Annotated in this window: 25 protein-coding genes, 6 tRNA genes, 1 other RNA gene and 2 other annotated features; of the genes, 3 read left to right on the plus strand and 29 right to left on the minus strand. The window is 42.3% G+C overall.

Features of this window, described 5'->3' with window-relative positions; translation table 11 throughout:
* Nucleotides 1–271: 271 nt before the first annotated feature.
* The 29 genes from KKC1_RS12175 to dnaA all read right to left on the minus strand — a co-directional run bounded on the left by KKC1_RS12175 (nucleotide 272) and on the right by dnaA (nucleotide 25,083).
* Nucleotides 272–526: a 4Fe-4S dicluster domain-containing protein gene (locus KKC1_RS12175; RefSeq protein ID WP_088554717.1), complete on the minus strand. Its 255-nt coding sequence runs from the start codon at nucleotides 524–526 to the stop codon at nucleotides 272–274.
* Between the two features lie 30 nt (nucleotides 527–556).
* Nucleotides 557–1,123, minus strand: a complete 567-nt coding sequence (locus tag KKC1_RS12180) for a 2-oxoacid:ferredoxin oxidoreductase subunit gamma family protein (RefSeq protein ID WP_088554718.1) — start codon at nucleotides 1,121–1,123, stop codon at nucleotides 557–559.
* Between the two features lie 3 nt (nucleotides 1,124–1,126).
* Nucleotides 1,127–1,885, minus strand: coding sequence for a thiamine pyrophosphate-dependent enzyme (locus tag KKC1_RS12185; protein ID WP_088554719.1), 759 nt, complete (start codon nucleotides 1,883–1,885; stop codon nucleotides 1,127–1,129).
* Between the two features lie 18 nt (nucleotides 1,886–1,903).
* Nucleotides 1,904–2,989: a ferredoxin oxidoreductase gene (locus KKC1_RS12190; protein ID WP_088554720.1), complete on the minus strand. Its 1,086-nt coding sequence runs from the start codon at nucleotides 2,987–2,989 to the stop codon at nucleotides 1,904–1,906.
* A 42-nt stretch (nucleotides 2,990–3,031) separates the two neighbouring features.
* A complete protein-coding gene (locus KKC1_RS12195; RefSeq protein ID WP_238134304.1) occupies nucleotides 3,032–3,718 on the minus strand; it encodes a hypothetical protein in 687 nt (228 codons plus the stop codon).
* Nucleotides 3,719–4,034: 316 nt separating this feature from the next.
* Nucleotides 4,035–4,310, minus strand: coding sequence for a pro-sigmaK processing inhibitor BofA family protein (locus KKC1_RS12200; RefSeq protein WP_088554721.1), 276 nt, complete (start codon nucleotides 4,308–4,310; stop codon nucleotides 4,035–4,037).
* A gap of 14 nt (nucleotides 4,311–4,324) precedes the next feature.
* A complete protein-coding gene (locus KKC1_RS12205) occupies nucleotides 4,325–4,597 on the minus strand; it encodes a YaaL family protein (RefSeq protein ID WP_088554722.1) in 273 nt (90 codons plus the stop codon).
* Nucleotides 4,598–4,728: 131 nt separating this feature from the next.
* Nucleotides 4,729–5,334, minus strand: coding sequence for a recombination mediator RecR (recR, locus tag KKC1_RS12210; RefSeq protein WP_088554723.1), 606 nt, complete (start codon nucleotides 5,332–5,334; stop codon nucleotides 4,729–4,731).
* 12 nt (nucleotides 5,335–5,346) lie between these two features.
* A complete protein-coding gene (locus tag KKC1_RS12215) occupies nucleotides 5,347–5,655 on the minus strand; it encodes a YbaB/EbfC family nucleoid-associated protein (RefSeq protein ID WP_088554724.1) in 309 nt (102 codons plus the stop codon).
* 25 nt (nucleotides 5,656–5,680) lie between these two features.
* On the minus strand, nucleotides 5,681–7,225 hold the full coding sequence (gene dnaX, locus KKC1_RS12220; protein WP_088554725.1) for a DNA polymerase III subunit gamma/tau: 1,545 nt from the start codon (nucleotides 7,223–7,225) through the stop codon (nucleotides 5,681–5,683).
* 117 nt (nucleotides 7,226–7,342) lie between these two features.
* Nucleotides 7,343–7,606: signal recognition particle sRNA large type (gene ffs, locus KKC1_RS12225), an RNA gene on the minus strand.
* Nucleotides 7,607–7,682: 76 nt separating this feature from the next.
* A tRNA-Ser gene (locus KKC1_RS12230) sits at nucleotides 7,683–7,779 on the minus strand.
* 69 nt (nucleotides 7,780–7,848) lie between these two features.
* Nucleotides 7,849–7,945: transfer RNA gene (locus tag KKC1_RS12235), tRNA-Ser, on the minus strand.
* Between the two features lie 21 nt (nucleotides 7,946–7,966).
* Nucleotides 7,967–8,413: a tRNA adenosine(34) deaminase TadA gene (gene tadA, locus KKC1_RS12240; RefSeq protein WP_088554726.1), complete on the minus strand. Its 447-nt coding sequence runs from the start codon at nucleotides 8,411–8,413 to the stop codon at nucleotides 7,967–7,969.
* A gap of 45 nt (nucleotides 8,414–8,458) precedes the next feature.
* Nucleotides 8,459–8,535, minus strand: a tRNA-Arg gene (locus KKC1_RS12245).
* 39 nt (nucleotides 8,536–8,574) lie between these two features.
* Nucleotides 8,575–8,651 (minus strand) — tRNA-Arg (locus KKC1_RS12250).
* 3 nt (nucleotides 8,652–8,654) lie between these two features.
* Nucleotides 8,655–8,750, minus strand: a tRNA-Ser gene (locus KKC1_RS12255).
* Nucleotides 8,751–8,856: 106 nt separating this feature from the next.
* Nucleotides 8,857–8,945, minus strand: a tRNA-Ser gene (locus tag KKC1_RS12260).
* Between the two features lie 86 nt (nucleotides 8,946–9,031).
* Complete coding sequence (gene serS, locus KKC1_RS12265; protein WP_088554727.1) at nucleotides 9,032–10,315, minus strand: serine--tRNA ligase; 1,284 nt, start codon at nucleotides 10,313–10,315, stop codon at nucleotides 9,032–9,034.
* Between the two features lie 57 nt (nucleotides 10,316–10,372).
* Nucleotides 10,373–10,623: a binding site (T-box leader), on the minus strand.
* Between the two features lie 56 nt (nucleotides 10,624–10,679).
* Nucleotides 10,680–12,260 (minus strand): phosphoglycerate dehydrogenase, encoded by a 1,581-nt coding sequence (gene serA / locus KKC1_RS12270; protein ID WP_088554728.1) that lies wholly within the window; start codon nucleotides 12,258–12,260, stop codon nucleotides 10,680–10,682.
* Nucleotides 12,241–13,419, minus strand: coding sequence for a pyridoxal-phosphate-dependent aminotransferase family protein (locus KKC1_RS12275; RefSeq protein ID WP_088554729.1), 1,179 nt, complete (start codon nucleotides 13,417–13,419; stop codon nucleotides 12,241–12,243). The genes serA and KKC1_RS12275 overlap by 20 nt, the downstream gene beginning before the upstream one ends.
* A 66-nt stretch (nucleotides 13,420–13,485) precedes the next feature.
* Nucleotides 13,486–13,721, minus strand: a binding site (T-box leader).
* Nucleotides 13,722–13,798: 77 nt separating this feature from the next.
* A complete protein-coding gene (locus KKC1_RS12280; RefSeq protein WP_088554730.1) occupies nucleotides 13,799–14,863 on the minus strand; it encodes a glycoside hydrolase family 15 protein in 1,065 nt (354 codons plus the stop codon).
* Nucleotides 14,864–14,937: 74 nt separating this feature from the next.
* A complete protein-coding gene (pdxT, locus tag KKC1_RS12285) occupies nucleotides 14,938–15,519 on the minus strand; it encodes a pyridoxal 5'-phosphate synthase glutaminase subunit PdxT (protein WP_088554731.1) in 582 nt (193 codons plus the stop codon).
* Between the two features lie 15 nt (nucleotides 15,520–15,534).
* Nucleotides 15,535–16,419, minus strand: a complete 885-nt coding sequence (gene pdxS, locus KKC1_RS12290; RefSeq protein ID WP_088554732.1) for a pyridoxal 5'-phosphate synthase lyase subunit PdxS — start codon at nucleotides 16,417–16,419, stop codon at nucleotides 15,535–15,537.
* A 135-nt stretch (nucleotides 16,420–16,554) separates the two neighbouring features.
* Nucleotides 16,555–18,996: a DNA gyrase subunit A gene (gyrA, locus tag KKC1_RS12295; protein WP_088554733.1), complete on the minus strand. Its 2,442-nt coding sequence runs from the start codon at nucleotides 18,994–18,996 to the stop codon at nucleotides 16,555–16,557.
* Between the two features lie 38 nt (nucleotides 18,997–19,034).
* Nucleotides 19,035–20,951: a DNA topoisomerase (ATP-hydrolyzing) subunit B gene (gene gyrB / locus KKC1_RS12300; RefSeq protein WP_088554734.1), complete on the minus strand. Its 1,917-nt coding sequence runs from the start codon at nucleotides 20,949–20,951 to the stop codon at nucleotides 19,035–19,037.
* Between the two features lie 226 nt (nucleotides 20,952–21,177).
* Nucleotides 21,178–22,305: a DNA replication/repair protein RecF gene (recF, locus tag KKC1_RS12305; RefSeq protein ID WP_088554735.1), complete on the minus strand. Its 1,128-nt coding sequence runs from the start codon at nucleotides 22,303–22,305 to the stop codon at nucleotides 21,178–21,180.
* Between the two features lie 106 nt (nucleotides 22,306–22,411).
* The gene (dnaN, locus tag KKC1_RS12310; RefSeq protein WP_088554736.1) at nucleotides 22,412–23,536 is read right to left on the minus strand and encodes a DNA polymerase III subunit beta; all 1,125 of its coding nucleotides are present in this window, start codon (nucleotides 23,534–23,536) and stop codon (nucleotides 22,412–22,414) included.
* Nucleotides 23,537–23,724: 188 nt separating this feature from the next.
* Nucleotides 23,725–25,083: a chromosomal replication initiator protein DnaA gene (dnaA, locus tag KKC1_RS12315; RefSeq protein ID WP_272946676.1), complete on the minus strand. Its 1,359-nt coding sequence runs from the start codon at nucleotides 25,081–25,083 to the stop codon at nucleotides 23,725–23,727.
* A gap of 614 nt (nucleotides 25,084–25,697) precedes the next feature.
* Between dnaA and rpmH the strand changes: the two genes are divergently transcribed.
* From rpmH to yidD, 3 genes are all read left to right on the plus strand, one after another.
* A complete protein-coding gene (gene rpmH, locus KKC1_RS12320) occupies nucleotides 25,698–25,832 on the plus strand; it encodes a 50S ribosomal protein L34 (RefSeq protein ID WP_088554737.1) in 135 nt (44 codons plus the stop codon).
* An 85-nt stretch (nucleotides 25,833–25,917) separates the two neighbouring features.
* Nucleotides 25,918–26,262 carry a ribonuclease P protein component gene (rnpA, locus tag KKC1_RS17625; RefSeq protein WP_088554738.1) on the plus strand — a complete coding sequence of 115 codons (345 nt, stop codon included), beginning with the start codon at nucleotides 25,918–25,920 and terminating at the stop codon, nucleotides 26,260–26,262.
* Between the two features lie 6 nt (nucleotides 26,263–26,268).
* A complete protein-coding gene (yidD, locus tag KKC1_RS12330) occupies nucleotides 26,269–26,478 on the plus strand; it encodes a membrane protein insertion efficiency factor YidD (RefSeq protein ID WP_088554739.1) in 210 nt (69 codons plus the stop codon).
* Nucleotides 26,479–26,504 lie beyond the last annotated feature (26 nt).

Here is a 26,504-nt window from a genome sequence, read left to right on the forward strand (position 1 = left end):
TGCTTCCTTGACTGTTTCTTCGACGTTTAGCGACATTGTTTAATATACCACACCCCCGCTTCTCTTGTCAATAATTAAAATCGGACCGAATCTAGATGGACCAGAGTTTCGTTCACAGAAGTTTAAGAAGTTGAAAAAAGTATTGAAAAAGGTGGGTATCCCTGAGGTATTATTGGTGTGGTACAACAACAAAAACACCTCGAAGGGAGGACCCACCTTACTTGTTACGTACCCTAATAAGTTTACAAGAAGTTTACTCTAAGTTTACCCTTTACTTATTCTTGATCTTTTCAATCATTATGGCACAGTCGGGACATACCAGTTCACATATACCACAGGCAATACAGTCCTTGCCATGGCCCGGTTCCACAGACGGTGTACCGTAGACGCCCAGTTGTTTGGACCATCCAATGGTGTCGACAGGACATTTCTCTATACATAATCCGCAACCCTTACAGAGGTTGGGAAATAGATGAAATCTACCTTTACCGTTTTCGTAAGTTACCGCCTTAAATAAAGTGGTCACAGAACTCCCCCCTTTTTTTCAGGCAGATTATTACAGCAGTTCTTGAACCAATTGAATTCCTCTCTCCAACGCTTTATGATTAAGTTCTCTCAGCTTGGGATCCTGTTCAAATTTGTAGCCTAATTTCTTCTCTAACGCCTCTTTTGCTTTCTCAACACTCACGACACCGGTGGCTCCGATTACCGCTCCCATAATGATAACGTTAAAAACTCTTGGATGCAGTTCATTTTTGGCTACTTCTATGGCCGGAATAGCTAATATTTTACGCGCATTCTTCGGCAAATCTTCTTCTATACCTTCAATATCGGCATCATAGACAAACAAGGTCTGGGGGCCCACATATTTCTGCGTCCTTTTAACCGCCCGATCGCTAAGTGCTACCACTATATCTCCCGTTTTAAATTTGGGGGAACCTATAGGTTCGTCAGATATCTGTACGTAAGCTACAGATACCCCTCCCCGCTGTTCTACTCCAAAGTTCGGTATATACAGGGCCTCTTTGCCTTCTTCATATGCCGCTTCACTGATTATCATGGCCACCGACTGGACTCCTTGCCCGCCTTCACCTGCTATGGCTATCTTGGACCCTTTGGCCATCGTTTAACCCTCCTTCTTTTCGCCAGGCACTTTAAATTCCCCAATCGGAAAATATTTGCCCATCTGGTCTTCGACAAAGGCCCAGGTTTCTGCCGCATTGGTACGCCAGTTAGTGGGACAGGCCGAAAGAGCTTCTACAAAAGAAAATCCATTGCCCGCTATTTGGTTCTCCAGGGCTCTCTTGATAAATTTCTTCAACTGTCTCAGGTTAGCTATACTGCCCCTGGCAACATAAGCACCCTCATGGGCTATAGCCGCTACCATCTCCGGTCCTTTGGTAGGATATCCTGCTTCTTCTACGTCTCTACCATAGGGGGTAGTCTCAGTCTTCTGTCCTGGCAAAGTAGTGGGGGCCATCTGACCTCCGGTCATACCGTAATTGGTGTTATTCACCAGTATTACAGTAACTTTGTCATTCCGGGCCGCTGCGTTGACCAAGTGCTGCGATCCGATAGCGTATCCTCCTCCGTCTCCCATGTAGGCTATGCCTATGAGTTCAGGATTGGCCCGTTTGATACCTACCAGTACCGGCGTAGTCCGGCCGTGGTGTGTCTGAACAGTATCTACGTTGAAAAAGTCCCACGCCAGCAAGGAACAGCCTATGTCACAGCCAAATACTACTTTCCCCTGAATATCCAGTTCGTCTATAGCTTGACCTAAGGCTTTTAATACTAACCCGTGTCCACACCCCGGACAGAATTTATGTGGTTTGGTATCGGTCCGCCAGCTACGCGGCATTTGCGGGTTGATTCCAGCTCCCATTATTATACCTCCTCCCGACTAATCCAACTTCCTAACTTTCTCTACTATTTCTTCTACGGTTACGCCCTCCCCGGGCTTAAGCAGTGTCTCTATAGGAGTCGTGATACCGTATAGGGCATCCGTAACCAGGCGCTTCAACTGCCCTTCCGCCGATTCTACAATTAACAGTTTTTGGACTTTATCGGCCTTCTTCCGCAATTGCTCCACCGGGAAGGGACGCAAAGTCACCGGTCGGAAATGTCCCGCCTTAATTCCTTCTTGACGCAAGACTTTTATTGCCCCTTGAGCCGCCCGGGAAACCACCCCATGGGCCACTACAATTATCTCTGCATCGTCTGTATCATACTCCTTGTATTCTACTATCTCCGGTGCTACTCTCTGATAAGCGGCCACATGCCCTTTAACTACTTCGTACAGTTCATCCTCAAGGTTATAAGTATTCCGTAAGTGCGCCGGATCTCTGTCAATTCCTGGTATCCCAGACTTGCCTACATAAGCCTCAGCCGGTATTAATTCAATACCTTTTGCTTCCGGATCGTATATAGTTAAAGACTCCCTCATCTTGGACTGGTATCCGTCACCCAGTATAAAGGTAGGGAAACGATATTTCCAGGCAGTGTTGAAGGCTTTGATAGTGTAGTCAAAAAGCTCTTGATGCGAAGCTGTAGAATATACTATTCTTAATCCTTCTCCATTACCCCCGTAGCAGGTCATAGTCACTTCTTGCTGCGAGTATATAACGGTAGCGGTAGATGGTCCACCTCTCTGGGTAACTACCAGTACAGTCGGTATACGCATCATCTCGGCCATAGACATGGCCTCCTGCATCAGCGTGTTACCTGGTCCTGCCGTGGCTGTAAAAGCTTTTCTTCCGGCCAGCACGCCACCGACAGTGGTGAAGCCTGCTGAAATTTCATCTTCCGTTTGCAAGAACTTTCTCCCGTATTTAGGAGCTAAACGGGTCCAATAATGCATAATTTCATTTTGCGGAGTAATTGGGTATCCGTACATTATCTCTGCACCGGCAGCTAATGCAGCCCACGCCACTACTTCATTTCCCGTCATAAATACCTTCTTTTCTCCTTGAATAGGCTTATCTGCCATAAAATTACACCTCCTGTTTTTGTTAATAGCCTGAATTACCCGCTACCAAAAAGTTTGGGGCATGTATCGGTGCAATCTTCGCACCGGATTACCCATACAGTCAGAGGATCCTATAAGAGGAGCCAATGTTTCTTCTACTGCTGTAGCAACCACAGGCAAATTAAGTATTTTCGCAGCTTCCGTTACTATTCGAGCTCCGTCCTGCACAAATTCCAAAGTGGTCTCTTCCCCTAAATGGCTATTATTAATAAGTCCATCCGCCCTACCCAAATCTTTAACGTACTGTACAATATCTTCCACCGTACTGGTTAAAGGACGGGCAATATTGACAACTACCAACACTTTTAATTCTTTAGATTCCATGGCTCCTTCTATTAAATTTAGTGTCTTGGCCCCGGCAACTCCATAACCCACATCCAGAATAACATCGCCTTCTCGCCATAATGCCCATCGGCCTTCCGGCTTGATTCCTGAACCTGCTTCCCCTAATCCCATAGTTTCTCTAGTTTCCCATGTAATAACATCTATCCCCATATCAATTAGTTTTTTCTTAATGGGTCTTAACGTGTAAAAAGGTTCCACGATATCTACATCAACCAGGGTAACCCGCCGTCCCTCCCGAACAAGCTCTACCGCACGATTTACCGCATTTTCGCTTTTTCCGCTAGCATATTCTCCTATGTATGCTTCTACTATCCTAGATTGGTCAGGTTTTATTTTCCTCACCACCTGAGGTTATTATATCTTATTTTCCATAACATTTTTCTCTTAAAAAATAAAAATAAAAGACTATAAGCCATCATAATGACTACTATCACACACGTTTAGTATACTTCAACCGACTTAAAGCGTCAAGCAAAATGGGGGGTTACCTAACATTTCTACATTATTCCGCTACAGATGAACATACCACCTCCCTCTTACTTTTCTGGCGCTCATCCTCAATGTAATGCTCTCCCCTTCCAGCGCACAAATCAGTAAGAGCCCTAAACCCTAAAAATAAAAAGAGGCTAATTCGCCTCCTGAAGCAACCTTAGTAAAAATCTTATCCTTTCAACAATACCTGAAATAATAATAACAAAAAGAAACCGGGGATACCTAGAACACCTGTTACCGCAACAGTTGCTAAATTAACAGGTACTTTTATGCCAAAAAACAATCCTAAATAATTGCCTCCCAGTAAGACAATTAAGCCATAGAATCCATTATTGAAAACTTTTACCACTGTTTTTAACGGTTTTATCAACAGATGTCCTACCATAACCGTTACAAAAAGGAGTGCTAATATAACGAAAATTAGCGCTAATGCAAATAGATCCATCTTATCCCTCCTGCCTATTTTACGGAATAAGTCTTAAATATCTGTTCCTGTTTGGCTTGTCGCAGTAAATGCATGTATCTTTTTTCAGTAGCCTCAAGTCGATAAATAGCCTCATCTACTAAATCGGGATCAGTAACCTCTTCAAAAAAATTTTTTGCCGCCAGCCATTCGGCATGGGCTCGTTCGATCACTTCCGTGAGCGGCAGCAACTTTGGTGAAACTGTTTCTTGTTCAAACCCTCCTTTGCCGCCAAAAACTTCAAGCCACCACTTCCAGGTTTTTGCCATGAGGAATTCCTCCTCTCAGGCAATACTTTGGGGACTTTCTCTATTTTAAACTTATTAACCGTGGAGTAAATTATGATACCAACTTTGATATTTGGATAAAAAATAACAGCTTCGAAAGAAGCTGTTACCAATTATCCTTCAATCTCTCTTCTGCCTTCTAAGGCTCTTCCCAAAGTTACCTCATCAGCATATTCCAGGTCACCGCCTACTGGTAAACCATACGCGATCCGAGTAACTTTAATTCCCAAGGGTTTAACCAGCTTGGCCAAATACATGGCTGTGGCTTCACCTTCAATGCTTAAATTAGTAGCTAATACCAGCTCTTTTACTTTCCCCGACCGCAATCGATCCAACAATTCCTTTATTTTCAGATCCTCAGGGCCTATTCCATCCACAGGGGAAATAGTACCGTGAAGCACATGATATAATCCTTTATATTCTCTGGTCTTTTCCAGAGCCACTACATCCCGAGCCTCTTCTACAACGCAAATTATTGACTGATCACGGGTTTCATCTCTGCATATCCAGCAGGGGTCCATGTCGGTCAAGTTGCTGCATATTGAACAATAACTGATTTTTTCTTTAGCCTCTATTAACGCATTAGCCAGAGATATAACTTCCTCCTTGGGAGAATTTAACAGGTGAAAGGCCAGCCTTTGAGCTGTTTTAGGTCCAATACCCGGCAATTTATTTAGCTCGTTGATTAATTTGGCCAACGGGTCGGCAAAATATATCATGTTGGTCAGCCCCTAAAACAGACCTGGTAATTTCATTCCACCTGTTATTTTACTCATTTCTGCCGCTACCATTTCCTGCGCCTTCCGTAAACCTTCATTAACGGCAGCCATAATTAAATCCTCTAAAATTTCAGTATCTTCTGCATTGACTGCATCAGGCTGTATTTTTATAGATACCAACTCCTGTTTGCCGTTGACCACTACCTTAACCGCTCCTCCTCCTGAGCTAGCCTCAACCGTTTTCTCCTCTAACTCCTCTTGCAACTTAGCCATTTGAGCCTGCATTTTCTGTATTTGTTTCATCATTTTACCCATTCCCATACTGCTAAAATCCCCCTTGTTAATTTTAATCTTTAATCTCAACTAAGCTCCCGCCAAAAAGCTCTAGAGCTTTTTGTACCAACTGATCATCTTCGGAAGACTTTTTACTCTCTCTCTGAGGTTTATCGCTATTGATAGTTATACATTGTAACGTCAAATTACGCCCAAACACTCTGTACAACACTTTTTCAATTAGCTCTCTGTTTTCTTTTTCTTCCAATTTCTCCTTGTGAAAAGTACAGTCTTGATTAAACCCCACCAGGACGGTGTTACCTTTTAATTCTTGTACTTTCCCTTCTATTAAAAAGGCATAAACAGTAATTTTGGTTTTGCGGACTACCTCCAAAACTTCAGGCCATCTTTGTTTAATTTCAGCAAACGTTAGAGTTTGTGGATTCTCTTTTATACCGGAGTTGGATTCAACCCCTTTCCCCGGACTGGATTTGATTTTCGGCGAGGTGCTAACCGCACCTTCTACCTCCCCTACGTTCTTAATACCTTTTATTATGGCTAATTCCACCAACAGGCGGGGCTGATTACTCCATTTTATTTCTGCTTCATACTGACGGAATACATCAATTAGCTCAAACAATTGGGTCAAGGAAAACTTTTCTGCCTGCTCCCTAATTTTAGTCATCATTTCCTCGGTGGAAATAATCAGGGCTGAAGGATTCTGAGAGACTTTGGTTACCAGAAGATTGCGAAGATGCTCTAATAAATCCCATAGTAGAAGCCGAGGGTCCTTGCCTTTCTGTAAAACTTCATCCAGCAACTTTAAGGCTTCTCCTGGCCGCTGCTGTATAATTGTATCAACTAGCGCAAACAGAAAACTTTCCCCGGCGCTGCCGATCAATTCAGCTACATCCTCTTCTTCTATCTTATTACTGCAAAAGGCCATACACTGATCCAAAATACTTAAAGCATCTCTTAATCCGCCTGAGGCTGCCCGGGCAATTAAATTCAATGCTTCTGGGGTTATCTCAATCTGATATGCCTTTACAATCCGAGATACTTGGTCCATAATAAGCTGGTTGCTTACCCGGTGAAAATCGAAGCGTTGACAGCGGGATAAAATTGTTAAAGGAATTTTGTGGGGTTCAGTGGTTGCTAAAATAAAAATTACATGAGCGGGTGGTTCCTCCAAGGTTTTTAACAAAGCGTTAAAAGCTTCGGTAGTTAACATATGTACTTCATCAACAATATATACTTTATACTTCCCTTCCGTAGGAGCAAATTTCACCTTTTCGCGCAAATCCCTGATTTCGTCAATTCCCCTGTTAGAGGCAGCATCTATTTCAATAACATCCATAGAACTTCCCTCAGTAATACGTTTACACATAAAACAACGATTACAGGGTTCTCCTTCCGTTCTTTCCTGACAATTTACCGCTTTAGCCAGCACTTTAGCTGTACTGGTCTTCCCTGTACCCCGAGGACCACAAAAAAGATAAGCATGAGAAATGCGCTTGGCTACTAAGGCGTTTTGCAGCGTTTTGGTAACATGTTCTTGGCCAACTATCTCCCGGAAGGTTTGAGGTCTCCACTGCCGGTATAAAGCCAGATAACCCATAAAAACCCCACCTCGGAATATAATTTCTCTCTTTTTTCTGCTAATCCTTTTTCTATAAAATTTCCATAAAAAAAGATTATTCTTACTTGAATAACCTCAAATTAAAAAATAAATTGGCCGTGCACCTGCCTTCGAATTTGACCTCCAAGCGTTACCCCTGCAGTTAACTCTGACCAGGCGACCCTGCGGCACACAAGAAGCATCACTTACCGCTGCTTCCTTCCGGACCTGACGGGGTTCATGAGCTCTTGTTGCGCAGGACCCAGCCATCCTCGCCACTTACAGGGGGCAGGCCTCACAGGCCAAACCCTCAAGCAGGCTTCGACCCCGCTATAGCGGATTGCGGGTTACAAGGCACCGCTACCGCCCCGTCTAGCACGGCCAAAACTAAATTCTTGAAATCAAATTTTATTAAAATGGCCAGCTGCTCTCTGGCTGCTGGCCACTGAGTTTTCCATGGCGGAGAGAGTGGGATTCGAACCCACGAGACGGGTTTGTGACCCGTCTACTCGCTCTCCAGGCGAGCGCCTTCAACCAGACTCAGCCATCTCTCCGCAATCTGGTTCTCCCACTTAGTATCTCTTATTTTATGGCCATTATATGCCCTGATTACTCTCAAAATCTGGCGGAGAGAGTGGGATTCGAACCCACGAGGCGAGCTTTTAACCCGCCTACTCGATTTCGAGTCGAGCGCCTTCAACCAGACTCAGCCATCTCTCCACCTTAAGTAAAATTATTCGTTTATCTTAATTTGGCAAAAAACCGCTTAAGAATATCCCGGCTTTCTTCTTCCATCACACCGGCTATAACTTCTATTTGATGGTTTAAGCGAGGGTGGTTAGCTAGGTTAATTACCGAATCTACTGCTCCCGCCTTAGGATCGGCTGCTCCGTAAATCAACCGACTGATTCTGGCTTGCACCATAGCCCCTGTACACATGGGACAGGGTTCCAGGGTTACATACAAAGAGCAACCTGTTAGCCTCCAACTACCAATGGCAGCAGCAGCTTCTTGAATAGCCAGTATTTCAGCGTGAGCCACCGGGTTCTTTTTACTTTCTTTTAAATTGTGTGCTCGGGCAATAATTTTGTCTCCATAGGTGATTACTGCCCCAATAGGAACTTCGTCTTTAGCAAAGGCTTTCTCCGCTTCCACTAAAGCCTGCTGCATATATTCCCGGTGTTTCACTCCATATTACACCACCAGCAATTACGACTTCACCCTCGGGTAAATTGGTGCGCCCGGGAGGACTCGAACCACCGACACGCGGTTTAGGAAACCGCTGCTCTATCCTACTGAGCTACGGGCGCACATTTCTTCTGCTAGTATTTTTTTAATAATAAAAAGGTTGGCGCGCCCGGGAGGACTCGAACCTCCAACCTCCTGATTCGTAGTCAGTTACTCTATCCGATTGAGCTACGGGCGCACATGGCGGAGAGAGTGGGATTCGAACCCACGGTACAGGCTTTAAACCTGTACAATCGCTTAGCAGGCGACCGCCTTCGACCTACTCGGCCATCTCTCCGCAAACTCTTAAAGGCAGTCTTTATGAAGCGCATTATTTATTATACAATAGGCTACTAGAAAAATCAAATTTTTTACTTTCTTGTTCCCATCCTTATCTTGGAATCTGGCGGAGGGGGTGGGATTCGAACCCACGGCTCCCGGAGGAGTCACTGGTTTTCAAGACCAGCTCCTTAAGCCACTCGGACACCCCTCCCAAACAGGAAGTGAACTTTTCCTGCCTCCTATAAAGATTCAACTTTGAGTATAGCACAAGCAATTCTGCCCTGTCAATTAAAAGGCCTAAGATATTTTTTTCCTTATTACTTCCAACCCGTTCATGTAGGGGCGTAGTACCTCCGGTATAATTACTGAACCATCCTCCTGCTGGTAGTTTTCTAAAATAGCAGCTACTGTGCGTCCTACTGCTATTCCAGATCCGTTAAGAGTATGAACGTATTGAGGTTTGCCTTTCCCTTTGGGTCTATATCGAATATTAGCCCTACGAGCTTGGTAATCTTCAAAGTTACTACAAGAAGAAATTTCCCGGTATTCACTAAAACTGGGAAGCCATACCTCTAAGTCGTAAGTTTTGGCGGCGGAAAAGCCTAGATCGCCACTGCACAAATTTACTACCCGGTAAGGTAACCCCAATAACTGAAGCACTCTTTCCGCGTTACGAGTCAGTTTTTCCAGTTCCTCATAAGATTCTTCAGGCCTGGTAAACTTGACCAGTTCCACTTTATTAAACTGGTGCTGCCTTATCAACCCTCTGGTATCCCTGCCGTGAGCACCCGCTTCTGCCCGAAAGCATGCACTGTAAGCTACATGATATATGGGAAGCATGTCTTCATCTAGTATCTCATTGCTATACAGGTTGGTCACAGGAACTTCGGCCGTAGGAATCAGATAGTAATCCGTTTTTGCCACCTGAAACATATCTTCCGCAAACTTCGGTAATTGTCCGGTACCAATCATGCTTTCCCGGTTAACCAAAAAGGGAGGAAAAACCTCTATATACCCGTGTTCGTTTGTATGCAGGTCCAGCATGAAATTGATAAGCGCTCTTTCAAGCTTTGCTCCTAACCCCTTATAGAAAACGAAACGAGCTCCAGCCACTTTGGCTCCGCGAGAAAAATCAATAATGTCCAGGTTTTCAGCAATTTCCCAATGAGGCTTAGGCTTAAAGGGAAACTGTGAAATTTCTCCCCAGCGGCGAACTTCTACATTATCCTCCTCGTTAGCACCTTCCGGAACCGTTTCATGAGGGAGATTGGGTATGTTCAGTAAATAATTATAAATTTCACCTTCTACTTTCTTTACTTCTTCATCTAAGTTTTTAATAGTTTGGGATACTTCCCGCATTTCCACTACTAAGTTTTCAGCATCAGCCCCTGCCTTTTTCAGTTTTCCTATCTCTTGCGAAACTTCGTTTCGCTTCTTTTTAAGCTGTTCCACTTGAAACAAGAGCTCTCTTCTCCTGTTGTCCAAGTCAAGAAATTCGTCCAGGCTCATCTGAATGCCTCTTTTTCTCAAACCTTCTTCTACTAGGGTAGGATTATTCCTGACAAATTTTAAATCTAACATCTAAATCCCCCCAACAAAATTTTTCTTACAAAACAACAGCCCCTCGCCACCAAAAAACTTAGGGACGAGAGGCTCTCTCGCGGTACCACCCCAATTGGCTACCCACCTCTTGGCGAGGAAGGTAACCCTCTTTACCAGGCTATAACGGACCTGGCCCCGTCGCAGCTTACCACTCCGTAAAAACTACCGGAGGCTTCGGCCTGCCACTCAGGGAGGGATTCAACAGGAGCTGTTACCGGTTCGCACCAAACACACCGGCTCTCTGTTCAAACAGCCTCCCGCCTACTAGTTCCCTTCACCGTGTTTAATCTATATTTTTCCTTTTATTATAAAAGGTATACGATCTTCATGCAAATTGTCTCTTTTAGAGATGTACGTACTTCACGTCTAAAATTCCATCTATTTTTGCAATTTCCTTCAACGTTTCTTCCGGTACAGGGGCATCTATATTCAAAAACATTACTGCTTTGCCTCCAATTACCTTTCTACCGACCTGCATTCCGGCAATATTTACATCAAGAGCTCCGATCAGGTTGCCTACCGGACCAATGATTCTAGGTTTGTCAATATGGGGTATCACCAGCATATGTCCTTCCGGAACTGCATCAACGGTGTAGCCGTCAATACGAACAATGCGCGGTTCATTTTTCCCAAAAAGAGTACCGGCAACCGACTTTTCGCATTTATCGGTAGTTACCTTGACGGTAATCAAATTTGCATAGTCTTCTAACTCTACCGATTTGCTCTCATACACTTTGATACCCCGGTTTTTGGCTATCAAGGGAGCATTTACATAGTTTACAGCATCCTTTAATACCGGCCTCAGTAACCCTTTCAAAAACGTATTAGTGAGAGACGTTACGTCATACTGAGCCATTTCGCCGTTATACTTTATTTCTACCTGCTTAATATGTCCTTCCGAAACCTGGGATATAAATTTACCTAGCTTTTCCACCAAGTCAACATATGGTTGTATAACTTTCAATAACTCCGGTTTGATAGAAGGAATATTGACCGCATTTTTAACGGGTTCGCCCCTTAAGCCGGCAATAATATCATACGCCACTTCTACGGCCACATTGACTTGAGCTTCCTCCGTTGAAGCACCTAAATGAGGCGTAACAATAACGTTGTCCAGTTCAAATAAGGGACTTTCGGTTAGAGGTTCCTGTTCAAACACGTCTATGGCTGCGCCTGCTACCTTTCCGGACTTGAGCGCCTCGTAAAGAGCTTCCTCGTCAACTATACCTCCGCGGGCTACGTTGCAAATTCGTACCCCTGGTTTCATAGCTTCAAATTGTTGCCAACTGATCATATGGTAAGTTTCTTTGGTCAAAGGAAGATGTACGGTTATGAAGTCGGACTCCTTTATAATCCGGTCAAAGTCTACCAGTTCTACCCCCAGCCTTTGGGCTCGGTCTTCAGAAATAAAGGGGTCATAGGCCAGCACTTTCATTTCCATGGCTTTAGCCCTTTTTGCCACGCCACTTCCTATTTTCCCCAAACCAATGATACCCAAAGTTTTACCGCGCAGTTCCACCCCTAAAAATTTCTTTCGTTCCCACTTACCGTTCTTAAGCAACTGGTTGGCCTGAGGAATGTTTCTGGCCAGGGCTAACATCATGGCAATGGTATGCTCCGTAGCAGCCACGGTATTCCCTTCCGGAGCATTAACCACCACTATACCCCGCTCGGTAGCAGCATCCACATCAATATTGTCAATACCAACACCTGCTCGGCCAATAATTTTTAGCTGCCTGGCACTTTCGATAATTCTCCGGGTAACCTTGGTCTGACTTCTAACGACTAAAGCGTGATAATCGCCTATGATGTCTACCAACTCGTCTTCCGAAAGTTTGGTTTTAACGTCGACCTGATAACCTCCTTCTTTCCTCAAAATTTCTATCCCTTTTTCTGAAATAGAATCACTGACTAGTATGCGCATTTTCCCCACTCCTTTCCAGTAATACTCTCTGAGCAGCTCGTACCCCTACACCCAAATCAACTTTCAACCCTAGTTCAGTTAATACTAATTCCAGGGAAGCCAACGCGGCAAAAATATCAGTAGGCTTAACATAACCCAAATGACCGATACGGAAAATCTTGTTTTTTAGCTTGCCTTGTCCACCGGCTAAAGCCACGTTATATTTATTCTGCATAAGGCTTCTGATAGCGTTAACCTGGATTCCCTCCGGTGCAATTACCGCAGTTACGGCAGGAGAAGCTACTTCATCTGAAGCCAGCAATTCCAGACCTATAGCTTTAACCCCGGCCCTGACCATATCCCTATGTAAACGGTGCCGTTTCAGTATATTATCAAGCCCCTCCTCCAACATTAGCTGAAGCGATTCTTTTAGAGCATAAAAGAGAGAAATAGCCGGAGTCCAAGGTGTTTGTCCTTTGGACAAAAACTCCTTATACTGTTTTAAATCGAAGTAGAAAACCGGATTGGTGCTCTTTTGGGCCACTTCCCACGCTCGTTGACTAACACTGATCATAGCCAGCCCCGGAGGAATCATGAAGGCCTTCTGGGAACCACTTATAACTACATCCAAATTCCAAGCATCTGTCTTCAATTCCCCGGCTGCAAGTCCGCTGACGGCATCAACTATGAGTAGAGCTGGATGTTCACCTCTCGCCTCGCTCACAGCTTTAAGATCGTTAATAACCCCGGTCGAAGTTTCATTGTGCTGTAAAAAGATGGCTTTAATTTCCCGCTTCTTATCCTTATTTAACTTCTCCCTGATTACTTCCGGATCAATAGCCGTCCCCCAGGGAAAATCAATAAAATCTACGACCGTTCCGTAACGTTCACAAATTTTCTTAAACCTTTCTCCAAATGAACCTATGGAAGCCACCAAAACCTTATCCCCCGGAGAAGTGAAGTTAGCCACCGCTGCTTCCATCCCGCCGGTACCCGAAGCGGTTAAAATAAACACATCATTTTTTGTCTCCATGATCTTCTGTATTTGAGGAGTTACCTCTTCTAAAATCTCTTTGAAGGCCGGGCCCCGGTGATTTATCATAGGTGAGCTCATGGACCTCAAAGACTGTGGGGGAACCGGTGTCGGCCCAGGCAATAAGAAAATTTGATCTTCTCGCATAGTAAACCTCCCTTACACCATTGTTCAAACATTAAAAATAAAACCTCTCATCACCCGACTAATTCAATCAGGGACGAGAGGATTTTCCTTCCCGCGGTGCCACCCTTCTTGGACAGGACATAAATAGCCTGTCCCTCTCTGTATGCGTAACGGACATAACCGGAACGACTTAATTTAGCCATCAGGCTAATTTTTCGCCGCCCACTCCAGGGTGCCTTTCACCAGCAGGCGCACTGGTTTGCACCGACCACCAGCTCTCTGTAGACAACCTTGCTGGTTACTTTCCCTTTCATCGTGTTTGTACTATTAAGAACAATCAAGTTTTGCTAATTATATTACAATACTGCTACTAAAAAATCAACCTGTTTTTAAAAAATTTTTAGGCCTTCATAACAGCTAGTTTTAAAATAATGTACATGGCGTGGGACCAGAGTAAAGGTTTGGCAATGGGTCCCCATTTGTTAACCCATTTCCAGTAATGTTCTTCCGAATTAAGACAATAAGGTACCTGTTCAGGTAATCTTCCTTCGCCATCAAATTGATCTTCAACCCATTTCAGGCACCTTTTAGCTTTGTTCCATTCACCTACTTTACAATAGTACCAGCCCAGCCACGCAGTTAATAACACCCATTGCCCTCCCCCATAGTACGTGTCCGTGCGATATCTTTTCACCCCTCCATCGGTTAAATCTTCTTCGATTTTTTCAACTGTTCTGCGCATAAGAGGGTGCTGCGGCTCGATTACACCAAAAGGAACACTCAACCACAAAAGATTGGCATCAACTTCTGAAGATCCCGGCAACTTTACAAAATGGCCATCTTCAACATACTCCGTGAGTATTTTTTCCTTGATTTGTATTAAGACATTATTAACGAGATCTTTTTTATAATCAAAATCAATAATTATTTCCTTAAGGCCTCCATAAATACAACCTAAAGTAGAAGGATGTACCCAATTTTCATTTTCTTCCCAACAGTCAAAACATGGTACCCACCAGAATTTCAAAAGATAGTCGATTACCGTCTCAATGCTAGTCACCCAGAGAATTGGATTTTTTCCCGCCAACCGTATATGCTGTGATAAACCCCATAGGTAAGTTCCGTAACCATCTAACTGGAAATTCCCCCATGGTTCTTGCCCTTCTTCACCGGCCAAGGTGTAACGAGTATGAAAATATTCATCCGTACCGATAATTTCTTTGCGCAGCTGTTTTTCTATCAGGTTTTTATATTTATATGAATAACGCTTTAAGGTGCTATCAACCCAATTATAGAAGCGCTCGGATCTTTCATGTTCTCCTACCAGATCTAAGGCATAAGCTATAAAAGTACCGTCCCGTAGCCAGCAATACTGATAGGTTTTGAAATTTGGTGAAGCAGGGAAACTACCGTACTTCGATTGGCTCTCCTTAATGATCTCGACACTTTGCTGAAGAAAGTCCACTGTTGTATCCTCCCTACTGGTTTTACTATTAGGTTATGCAGTATAAAATGGGTTAAACAAAAAAACATCCACCGTTAGGTGGATGTGGCTTCCTCGACCATTTTTAAGAAATATTTATGGATTCTTAAATCTTTCGTCAGTTCCGGATGAAATGCGCTAGCAAGAAACTGCCCTTGACGGGCAAATATTATTTTATCGTCATATTTAGCCAACACCTCGATTTCCGGCCCCACCCGGGTTATATATGGCGCCCGGATAAAAACTCCTCGAAAAGGTGTATCTCCCAAGGCCGGAATCTGTAAGTCTGCTTCAAAACTATCTACCTGCCTACCAAAAGCATTTCTTTTAACTTCCATTTCCATTAAACCTAAACGAGGCTGATTGCTCCCTTCAATTTCCTTTGCTAAAAGTACTAATCCGGCACAAGTTCCGTATATAGGCATTCCTGCTGCTGCTTTCTTCTGAATAGGCTCCATAAGATCGTAATCAATTAAAAGCCTGCCCATGGTAGTGCTCTCGCCACCGGGAATGATAAGTCCATCAACCTGCTCCAATTCTTGTCTTTTTCGCACTTCTATACTGTCAACACCACATTCCTTTATAGCCATTCGGTGTTCTCTAAATGCTCCCTGTAATGCCAGAACTCCTATCAGCATTAAACATTCCACCCTTTACCAGCCGCGTTCCTGCATTCGTTCATGTTCAGGAATTGAAGCTATTTCCAATCCCGGCATAGCTTCTCCCAGATCCTTAGAAACCTCTGCCAAAATCTGAGGATCATTATAATGAGTTACTGCCGCTACTATTGCTTTAGCTCTGGCTGCCGGATTTTTAGACTTAAAGATTCCGGAACCTACGAAAACTCCATCAGCCCCTAACTGCATCATTAAAGCTGCATCTGCAGGGGTGGCAATTCCTCCGGCAGCGAAATTCACTACCGGTAGTCTACCCAATTCAGCTACCTGCACTACCAGCTCGTATGGAGCTCCCAGTTTTTTAGCAGCCGTCATGAGTTCCTCTCTGGGCATATTTTGTAAACTTCTTATTTCGTCCATCATCCGGCGCATATGCCTTACTGCCTCAACTACGTTACCTGTTCCCGGTTCCCCTTTAGTCCTGATCATGGCCGCCCCTTCGCCTATCCGTCTTAAGGCTTCTCCTAAATTACGAGCGCCACATACGAAGGGTACTTTGAAAGCATGTTTGTCAATATGATAATCTTCATCAGCCGGCGTTAAAACCTCACTCTCATCGATATAATCTACCCCCAGCGCTTCTAAGATCTGGGCCTCTACGAAGTGCCCTATTCTGGCCTTTGCCATTACCGGTATGGTTACGGCATCCATAATTTCCAGGATCACTTTGGGGTCAGCCATTCTGGCCACTCCCCCGGCCGCTCTGATGTCCGCCGGCACCCTTTCCAGAGCCATAACCGCGCAAGCTCCTGCTTCCTCAGCTATTTTGGCCTGTTCGGGCGTAGTCACGTCCATAATTACGCCGCCTTTTAACATTTCAGCTAAGCCTTTTTTCACCGTCCATGTCCCTTTTTCTGCCATAATACTGGATCCTCCCAAAAAATAAAATAAATAAACTGACCAAGACAGTTAACTTACTAAACATTCATTACATTATTCTACTATAATTCATCCCCTAAAACAAGCCAAAAGTAACCCTTTCAGTATAGCAAGAATCTACTCATCACCGTTGTCTCTAGCTACTACTTTAGCCATGGCTACAACTTTGTCATCATCCGCTAAACGCATCAGAGTGACTCCCTGGGTTATCCTACCCATACGGGGAATGTCCTTGACCGCCATGCGAATTATGTTGCCTTCAGCGGTAATCATCATTAATTCATCTTCTTCTCTTACTACTCTAATAGCTACCAAAGCACCATTACGCGGCGTTCGCTTTAAGGTTATTATTCCTTTTCCACCTCGCCCTTGAACCCGGTAGTCCTTGAGAGGTGTACGTTTGCCAAAACCTTTTTCCGTAATCACCATTAAGTCTTGTCCATCGCGGATACAGTCCATACTGACTACCGTATCCTCCGGCATAAGAGTTATTCCTCTCACTCCGCGAGCCGTCCGGCCCATTGCTCTTACTTCATCTTCAGCAAAACGAATTACCATGCCCTGGGAAGTACCCAACAGAATCTCTTCCTCACCGTTAGTGAGCTTGACTCCGATTAATTCATCGTTTTCTTCCAGGGTCAAGGCTATAATTCCATCTCTCCTGCTGGACGCATACTCCTGGAGGCTGGTCTTTTTTACTATACCTTTTTTGGTAGCCATAAATAGATAGCCTTCTTGTTCAAAATCCTTAATGGGAATAACTGCCGTAATCCATTCCTCCGGTTGCAGGTTGAGCAAGTTTACTATCGCCGTACCCTTGGCCTGTCTTCCCGCCTCCGGGATTTCATACACCTTCAGCCGATAGACCTTTCCCTTATTGGTAAAGAAGAGGAGATAATGGTGAGTAGTAGTGACAAATAAATGTTCAACAAAATCTTCCTCACGGGTAGTCAGAGCAGTTATACCTCTGCCGCCTCTTCGCTGACTGCGATAAGTTGCCAGCGGCAGCCTTTTAATGTAACCCCGATGGGTAATAGTTATAACCATGTCTTCATCGGCAATAAGATCTTCTATATCCAACGTTTCTTCTTCGAGTGTTATTTGAGTCCTGCGAGGATCGGCATACTTTTCCTTAATCTGCAGCAGCTCTTCTTTCACCACATTCATAATCATACGCTCATTCGCCAGCAATTCCGTATAATAAGCTATCTGTTTTATTAATTCCTTATATTCTTCTTCTAATTTTTGTCTTTCCAAAGCCGTTAAACGTTGTAGTCTCATATCTAGAATAGCTTGTGCCTGCTTATCACTTAATTTAAAATTATTCATCAAACGAACCTTTGCTTCTTCCGCGTTGGGTGATTGCCTAATGGTCTTGATAACGGCATCTAAATGATTTAAGGCTGTTCTCAGCCCTTCTACAATGTGAGCCCTCTCCTCTGCCTTCCTGAGTTCATAGCGGCTGCGGCGGGTTATCACTTCTTTCTGATGATCGAGATAATGTTCCATGATTTGTTTGAGGTTGAGTACTTTTGGTTCTCCATCGACCAAAGCCAGCATGATAATACCAAAAGTTTCTTGCATTTGAGTATGTTTATATAATTGATTTAATAACACCCGAGGGTTACTATCGCGACGTAACTCAATAACTATTCGAAGACCCGTTCTATCAGATTCATCCCTCAGGTCAGCTATACCATCTATTTTCTTTTCTCTAGCCAAATGAGCAATTTTTTCAATTAATTTTGCCTTATTAACCTGATACGGTATTTCAGTTATAATTATTTGGCTCTTACCGTTCTCTCCATGCTCAATTTTCGCCTTGGCCCGAACTTTTATGGTGCCGCGACCGGTAGTATAGGCCTCCTTAATTCCCTGCCTTCCCACGATGATACCGCCCGTGGGAAAATCAGGGCCTTTTACTTTTTTCATTAATTCATCGACACTTGTTTCCGGTGCGTCAATTAACATTACCAATCCGTCAATTACTTCAGCCAGATTATGAGGTGGTATATTAGTAGCCATTCCCACTGCAATTCCTGATGAACCATTTATTAGTAAGTTAGGTACTTTAGCCGGTAATATTACCGGTTCTTTCAAAGTTTCATCATAATTAGGAACAAAATCTACAGTTTCTTTGTTTATGTCCCGCAGCATTTCCATGGCGATTTTGGACATACGTGCTTCCGTATAGCGCATGGCAGCTGCGGAATCGCCGTCAATAGAACCAAAGTTTCCATGACCATCGATTAAAGGATAGCGGGTAGAAAAATCCTGTGCCAGTCTAACGAGCGTATCATAAACTGCAGCGTCACCATGGGGATGATAACGCGCTAAAACGTCACCTACCACTCGAGCCGACTTTTTATGAGGTTTATCAGGTGTCATACCTGCTTCATACATGGCGTAGAGTATTCTCCGGTGAACAGGCTTTAATCCATCCCTGACGTCGGGAAGGGCTCGTCCTACTATAACGCTCATAGCGTAGTCAATATAGGATTTTTTCATTTCTTCTTCAATGTTGATAGAAATTACTCTATTCGCGCTCAATTCAGCCACTTTTCATCCTCGCTTTCTTTTTACCTGGTTTTAACAACTTACACATCCAGATTACGAACTTCTTTCGCATGAGTCTTAATGAATTCTCGCCTTGGTTCTACCTTATCCCCCATGAGAATACTAAAAATTTCATCGGCTTTAACGGCATCTTCCATAGTTACACGATAAATAGTGCGGGTTTCCGGATTCATGGTAGTTTCCCAGAGTTGTTCGGGATTCATTTCACCCAAACCTTTATAGCGCTGAATGCTATAATTATCTCGTCCTAATTCGGAAAGAATCCGGTCTAACTCTTCATCACTGTAGGCGTAGTATTCTTTTTTGCCTTTACTGATTTTATAGAGAGGTGGCTGGGCAATATATACATATCCAGCTTCTACTAGTTTTCTCATATAGCGATAGAAAAAGGTTAATAACAAAGTACGAATGTGAGCACCATCTACATCAGCATCAGTCATGATAATTATTTTATGGTAACGAGCCTTCATGATATCGAAATCGTCCGCAATACCAGTACCCAAGGCTGTAATCATAGCCCTGATTTCCTCATTGTTTAAAATTTTATCCAGCCGGGCCTTTTCAACATTTAAAATTTTACCGCGTAAAGGCAGAATCGCCTGAAACTTTCGGTCTCGTCCCTGTTTGGCCGACCCGCCTGCAGAATCGCCCTCTACCAGAAACAATTCAGCATAAGCCGGATCTTTTATAGAACAATCAGCCAGCTTGCCCGGTAACGATGTTACCTCCAAAGCGCTCTTACGACGCGTTAGCTCGCGAGCCCTACGGGCTGCCTCTCTGGCCCGGGCTGCATGAATGGCTTTTTCCACTATCTTCTTAGCTATGGAAGGATTCTCCTCTAAGAAATTACCTAATCCCTCCGTTACGATAGAATCAACTATTCCCCTGACCTCGGTGTTTCCTAATTTAGTCTTGGTCTGTCCTTCAAACTGAGGTTCTTTAACCTTAATACTTATAATAGCCGTTAAACCTTCCCGGATATCTTCCCCCGTTAAATTATTGTTATTCTCTTTCAATAAATTGTGTCTTCGAGCGTAATCATTAACTACTCTGGTAAGCGCCGTTTTAAAACCTGCTTCATGAGTACCGCCTTCCGATGTATGAATGTTGTTGGCATAGGAAAAGATAGTTTCAATATAGCCGTCATGATACTGCATAGCTACTTCAACCTGAACCTCTTCTTTTTCGGCTTCAATATAAATTACTTTGTTATGAATAGGGTTTTTATTTTTATTCAAGTGTTTAATAAAATTAACTATGCCGGCGTTATGGTAAAAAACTTCTTTATAACCTGTCCGTTCATCTTCGAGAGTAATCTTTAAACCTCTGTTTAAAAAAGAAAGTTCTCTTAACCTGTTAGACAATATTTCATAATTGAATACAGTTTCTTCGAAAATTTCTTGATCCGGTTTAAACGTAATTTGAGTACCTGTTCCCTTACTTTCTCCAACAATCCTTAGATCTGAAACGACTTGGCCCCGTTCATAACGCTGGTGATAAACCTTTCCGTTTCTTTTAACTTTAACCTCTAACCATTCTGACAAAGCATTAACTACTGAAAGTCCTACTCCATGCAATCCGCCAGCAACTTTATAGCCGTTACCTCCGAATTTTCCGCCGGCATGAAGCATAGTCAAGGCCACTTCAACTGCCGGCTTTCCGGTTTTTTCATGTATATCTACTGGAATTCCCCGACCGTTATCAATTACGGTTACACTATTATCCTGGTGAATAATTACTTTAATACGGTCACAATAACCGGCCAGGGCTTCATCGATACTGTTATCTACGATTTCATAAACTAAGTGATGTAGACCCCTAGTACCGGTACTTCCAATATACATTCCCGGTCTTCGGCGGACGGCCTCTAGCCCTTCTAATACTTGTATTTGGCTGGCATTGTATTCTACATCTACTTTTTCCAATCGACGGGTCATTAATGTAACCTCCTGTCTAAAACTCCCTAATAGGATATTATATCATAAAAACATTTTTTCCCACAAATAAAACAAATTTCAATTACACCTACTTGTCGCTAAAATAGATCTAAACTTTTTCGTTTTCCCTTAAAAAAAACCGTGGTTACAATACCACGGTACTACCTCTAAAATCTGTTCCTTAGGAATATAATGAACTTTTTTAAAATATTTTAAAAGCAATCTATTATAAGCTTTCAATTTTCCCTTCTGTGACCTGAAACCATTTACCGGAGCAACCTTTTAGTTCCGCCTTTGACAAATCGGTGCCGGTAATAAAAATTTGGAGATTTCCCATAATCTCTTCAATCAAAAAAGACCTTCTTCTCTGGTCTAATTCAGAAAACACATCATCCAACAAGAGTAAAGGATACTCGCCTAACTGACCTTTAAGAAATTCAACTTCGGCCAGCTTTAAAGCAAGGATAGCCGTACGGTACTGACCCTGTGACCCGTATACTTTAAGATCCCGTCCATTGACCAAAAGATATACGTCGTCCCTATGGGGACCAACCACAGAAAAACCCTTCTTTATCTCTTCCTTCTCAACCTTAGCAAGTTTCTCTGTAAAAATTTCTTCTATTTTCTCTTTCTCAACCTTATCCCACAGAGTACCGGTTATACTACTGTAATATTTTATGCTTACCTCATCTTTTTCACCGGTGATTCGTCTGGAAATTAGACGAATTAGAGGTTTTAACTGTTCTAATACCTCAACTCTTTTTCGCAAGATTCTACTTCCATACTGCACTAAAGGTACAGTCCAAAGCTCAAGTTGTTTAGAATTAGAATTTGTACCTGTTTCCCTGAGTTTTTTTAATATATTATTTCTTTGTTGTAAAGTTTTCTCGTAGCGAACTAAATCATAGGTATATCTAGAACTTATTTTGGAAATTATATCATTAAAGTACCTTCTACGATATGCGGGTCCACCTTTAATCAACCAGAGATCGTCCGGACTGTATAAAACGGTTTGTAATTGATCAGCAATACTATTTAACCTTTCTCTTTTTTCACCGTTAACCTGCAATATTTTATTTCCTTGTACTTCGTTGTAATAGAAAGCTATATTTAACTGACCCTTTTTATTTTGTACTGTGCCCTTAATTAAAAAGAAATCGCATCCGAAACGAATTAACTGAGAGTCGTTACTACGCCGGAAAGTTTTTGCTCTACTAAGATAATAAATAGCCTCCAGCAGGTTCGTTTTACCCTGAGCGTTGTCTCCGGTAATAAAATTTTTCTTATCATCGAAATCTACAGCCGTATCTTCATAATTACGAAAGTTTTTAAGTTCTATTCTAGATAGTTGCAAGTACTACACTCCTTAAATCTCACCTTAAAATCCAAAAATTAAGCCATTTTGTCATCCTGTTTATCGAGTGACCTCAAAAAATAGGGGTCGCAACTAAACCCGCCTTTTAATCCATTCTTACCGGCAGTATCAGGTACAAATAACCATCACTTTCACGAGGCTTAATAACCCCTGGGCTTAAAGAACCTGACAAATCCATTATTATTTCTTCAGCTTCAATTACTTTAAGCACATCCGATATGTATTTCGCGTTAAAAGCTATTTCTGTCATTTCTCCTTCTACCGAAGCTACTACTTCTTCATGGACCCGACCTAATTCGGGAGAAGCACCATCTATAATCAACCCGCTATCTGTCGTCTTAAGTTTTATAACGCTGAAACCCTGATGATCTTCATCCCGAGCAAAAAGAGAAGCCCTTTCAACAGCTTGTAAGAAAGTAGAATTTTCGATTGTGATCCTAGTATTTCGTTCTTCCGGAATTACCTGCCGATAATTAGGAAAAGTTCCTTCAATTAATCGAGAGACCACTCTAATATTTTCAAAAGAAAACATAGCCTGGCTTTCCGTAAAGATCAGTTGAACTTCGCCCGCTTCTTCGTTTAGGAGGCGGCTCAATTCCATCAGCGTACGGCCAGGGATTATAAAACTCGTTTGTTCTAATCCACTATAATGTTCATTGATCTGACCCTGCCGTAAAGCTAAGCGATGAGTATCAGTGGCAACCATATTTAATAAAGATTGTTCAAATTCAAACAATACCCCGGTGAAAATGGGACGAGATTCATCTTTAGAAATAGCGATGGCTACTTGTTTGATCATATTCTTAAGCAAAGAGGCATTCAGAATAACCTTATTTTCTTCTTTAACTTCTGGCAGACTTGGAAATTCTTCAGCATTAAAAGTGTTTAACTGAAGCTCTGATTGATTATAACGTATTTTGACAGAAGTACCCTCGTTTTCACTTTCGATATAGATAGGACCTTGAGGTAACCGTCTTACTAACTCCGAGAATATACGTGCCGGCAATACAACGCAGCCTTCTTCCTCTATTTCTGCGGTTACGGTACATTCTATACTTAACTCAAGATTAGTTGCTCTAAAACTCAGGGAGTTCTCCTTTGCTTGTAAAAAAATTCCTCCCAAAATAGGCATTGTATTTTTATCAGAAACGGCTCGTTGTACCATATTAACTCCGTGAGTTAAGTTTTCTTGCGAGCAGGAAACTTTCATTTTTTGAGCCTCCTTGGAAATTTCACGAGTTATAAAAAGACAACTACCTAAATATAATTATAGATAGTCATATTCGTCTTAGAGGCTGAGGATAATGTTAAGAACTTTTTATAAAGAGCGCTATTAAAGATATTACGGGTGGGGACAACCTGTGGATAAGGTTGGATGAAGATGAATATAGTTTATGCTTATTGGTTAATAATTTTTATTATCTTTTTGATAGTTTCATTTAAGGTATGATCATTCTCGAGATCTTTAGATATTTTTTCGTGGGCATGAATGACTGTTGTGTGATCTCGGCCACCAAATTCTTCACCAATGCGGGGTAGAGACAAGTCAGTGAGTTCGCGACATAAATACATAGCAATTTGGCGCGGAAATGCTACGGAACGGGTACGTTTTTTTGCTTTTAAATCTTCTACTTTTAAACCAAAATAATCGGCCACCGTCTTCTGAATTAAAGCCGGGGTAATTTGTTTGGGCTTTTCATTTGGAACAATATCTTTAAGTGCTTCTGCAGCTAACTCAGGGGTTAGTTCTTTGTTTATTAGAGCGGCATATGCTGCAACTTTAATTAACGCTCCCTCCAGTTCTCGAATATTAGATTGAATTTTTTTGGCTATATAAATCATTACATCATCAGGTAGATTCACGTTTTCTAAGGACGCTTTTTTACGTAGGATAGCGATCCTGGTTTCTAAGTCTGGCGGTTGAATATCGGTAATAAGCCCCCATTCAAAACGCGAGCGAAGACGGTCTTCAAGGGTCGGGATTTCTTTTGGCGGTCGATCGCTGGAAATAATAATCTGTTTATTAGCTTCATGAAGGGCGTTGAAAGTATGAAAAAATTCCTCTTGGGTTCTTTCTTTTCCGGCTAAAAATTGGATGTCATCAATTAATAACACATCTACATTACGGTATTTATTGCGAAATTCTACCGTAGTATCATCTCTAATGGCGTTAATTAACTGGTTGGTAAATTTTTCAGAAGATACATAAACTACGCGGTATTGAGGTAGTTCTGCCATAACGTGATGTCCTATAGCGTGCATAAGATGGGTTTTACCGAGGCCAACGCCCCCATAAATAAATAAGGGATTATAAGCTTTAGCGGGAGCCTCCGCAACAGCCAAGCAGGCTGCATGGGCAAAGCGATTGCTGTTTCCTACAACGAAAGTTTCAAAGGTATATTTTGGATTGAGAAAGGAATAATAATCTTCCGTATTGTTCTCATCGTTAAGCCGAGGCTTCTTGGCGGACTTTTTCTTTTCCAGGGTCTTTATTTTATGTATCTCGTGAGGAAGTATAAGTACTAGCTTTACATTTTTATCCAGTACTAAACGAAAGGTGCTTTGGATAAGGTTAAAGTACCGGTTTTCTAACCAGCCTTTAGAAAACTCATTTGGGACACATAAATAGACTGTATCTTCAGTGATTTCGATGAGTTGATTGGACTTGATCCAGGTCTCAAAACTGGGTCGGCTTAATTCTTCCTGCAAGATTTCCAAGACCTGATCCCATATTTCGTTAAGCATGACGGGCGTCATAAATAAGACCTCCCGTTTTTTGTTAATTTGTTTTTTAAATAAGTTATCCACAAGAGGTAAATAGTGAATAACGTGAAGGGCAGAAATTAATAATAATAAGGCTTTTATTACTACGCTTCAATCGAGAAAGATGTTTCTAACAGGACTTTATCCACAAAATTATCCCCAGGAAAAAGATAAGTAATATCGTCTTTCAGGATACTATTCCCCAATAATCCACAAAAAAAAAGACGGTGTTAAGGGTAGATAGTAGAGAGATGATAATGGCACTATATATGATTGAGATCCAATGATAATCAAGCTTTTGAGGGATAAATAAGTATAGAATTAATTATCAAAATCCCCATAATAGAGAAATTGGTAATTGTGGATTGTGGGTAAAAATTATTAATTAGGATAAGGAAAATCTAGTTTTTAAAACCTTTTGGCACCATTAATAATAGCAAAATTTATCCACAATATCAATATGGTTTTGGGGATAATATGTGGTTAAGAAAACAAGGTCTAGACGCGTGCGGGATGAAAGGCTTGTTCTTGACATAAATGGGAAGGTTATGCTACAATTTCCATATGTCCTTGGAAGAGAACAGATGGATGAATAGGGGGAACTGGTAATGAAAAGGACATACCAACCCAAGAGACGGAAGTATAAGAGGGTCCACGGTTTCCGTCGTCGTATGGCAACCAAAAGTGGAAGGAACGTGTTAAAAAGGAGACGCCGGAAAGGAAGAAAGAGACTCTCAGCTTAAAGGCCCGTGGGTGGCCTTTTACCTTTACTTGGACCTTTTTTAAATCCGGTGAGTTGGTGTATTGAAAGGGATATGGAGGTTATTCATGCTACCGAAAGACAGACGGCTTAGAAAGCGCGCGGATTTCCGCAAAGTGTATCAACACGGACGTTCTCTGGCCGGCAGATATTTGGTGGTTTATTATCTGAATTCAGGAAAAAATAAAACTAGATTTGGGTTTTCTATCTCCAAAAAGATAGGTAAAGCCCATGAACGCAACAGGATTAAAAGAACTCTTCGGGAGGTTTGCAGGAAAAATCTGAGACAATTTAAGGAAGGTTTTGATATAATTTTTATAGCGCGATCTAAAATAAAAGGAATCAACTACCATGGGGTCGAAAAAGACTTATTAAAGCTATCCCGTAGGGCTAATATATCGGATAAAAGGTGAAGTAAATTGCTAGCTAGGTTGTTAATTATAATCATAAAAATTTATCAAAAAACGATTTCTTGTTTTCTTCCTTCACGCTGTAGGTTTTATCCTAGTTGTTCTCAATATGCCATCATAGCCTTACATAAGTTTGGTTTCTGGAAGGGCATTTATTTGAGTGTAAAGAGAATTTTAAGGTGTCATCCTTTTAACCCGGGGGGATACGATCCTATTTGATATGTGGTAATTTTTCTTTGGGAAAG

Source organism: Calderihabitans maritimus, assembly GCF_002207765.1.
GTDB lineage: Bacteria > Bacillota > KKC1 > Calderihabitantales > Calderihabitantaceae > Calderihabitans > Calderihabitans maritimus.

Excerpts from the sequence above, each read along its gene's own strand:
- serA (WP_088554728.1), bottom strand. The coding sequence starts at position 12,260 with ATGCGCATACTAGTCAGTGATTCTATTTCAGAAAAAGGGATAGAAATT.
- dnaN (WP_088554736.1), bottom strand. The coding sequence starts at position 23,536 with ATGAAAGTTTCCTGCTCGCAAGAAAACTTAACTCACGGAGTTAATATG.
- dnaA (WP_272946676.1), bottom strand. The coding sequence starts at position 25,083 with ATGACGCCCGTCATGCTTAACGAAATATGGGATCAGGTCTTGGAAATC.
- pdxS (WP_088554732.1), bottom strand. The coding sequence starts at position 16,419 with ATGGCAGAAAAAGGGACATGGACGGTGAAAAAAGGCTTAGCTGAAATG.
- dnaX (WP_088554725.1), bottom strand. The coding sequence starts at position 7,225 with ATGGGTTATCTGGCTTTATACCGGCAGTGGAGACCTCAAACCTTCCGG.
- KKC1_RS12275 (WP_088554729.1), bottom strand. The coding sequence starts at position 13,419 with ATGCGAGAAGATCAAATTTTCTTATTGCCTGGGCCGACACCGGTTCCC.
- KKC1_RS12185 (WP_088554719.1), bottom strand. The coding sequence starts at position 1,885 with ATGGGAGCTGGAATCAACCCGCAAATGCCGCGTAGCTGGCGGACCGAT.
- gyrB (WP_088554734.1), bottom strand. The coding sequence starts at position 20,951 with ATGACCCGTCGATTGGAAAAAGTAGATGTAGAATACAATGCCAGCCAA.
- rnpA (WP_088554738.1), top strand. The coding sequence starts at position 25,918 with ATGCTACCGAAAGACAGACGGCTTAGAAAGCGCGCGGATTTCCGCAAA.
- rpmH (WP_088554737.1), top strand. The coding sequence starts at position 25,698 with ATGAAAAGGACATACCAACCCAAGAGACGGAAGTATAAGAGGGTCCAC.
- KKC1_RS12215 (WP_088554724.1), bottom strand. The coding sequence starts at position 5,655 with ATGGGAATGGGTAAAATGATGAAACAAATACAGAAAATGCAGGCTCAA.
- KKC1_RS12200 (WP_088554721.1), bottom strand. The coding sequence starts at position 4,310 with ATGGATCTATTTGCATTAGCGCTAATTTTCGTTATATTAGCACTCCTT.
- serS (WP_088554727.1), bottom strand. The coding sequence starts at position 10,315 with ATGTTAGATTTAAAATTTGTCAGGAATAATCCTACCCTAGTAGAAGAA.
- KKC1_RS12190 (WP_088554720.1), bottom strand. The coding sequence starts at position 2,989 with ATGGCAGATAAGCCTATTCAAGGAGAAAAGAAGGTATTTATGACGGGA.
- pdxT (WP_088554731.1), bottom strand. The coding sequence starts at position 15,519 with ATGCTGATAGGAGTTCTGGCATTACAGGGAGCATTTAGAGAACACCGA.
- KKC1_RS12205 (WP_088554722.1), bottom strand. The coding sequence starts at position 4,597 with ATGGCAAAAACCTGGAAGTGGTGGCTTGAAGTTTTTGGCGGCAAAGGA.
- KKC1_RS12180 (WP_088554718.1), bottom strand. The coding sequence starts at position 1,123 with ATGGCCAAAGGGTCCAAGATAGCCATAGCAGGTGAAGGCGGGCAAGGA.
- recR (WP_088554723.1), bottom strand. The coding sequence starts at position 5,334 with ATGATATATTTTGCCGACCCGTTGGCCAAATTAATCAACGAGCTAAAT.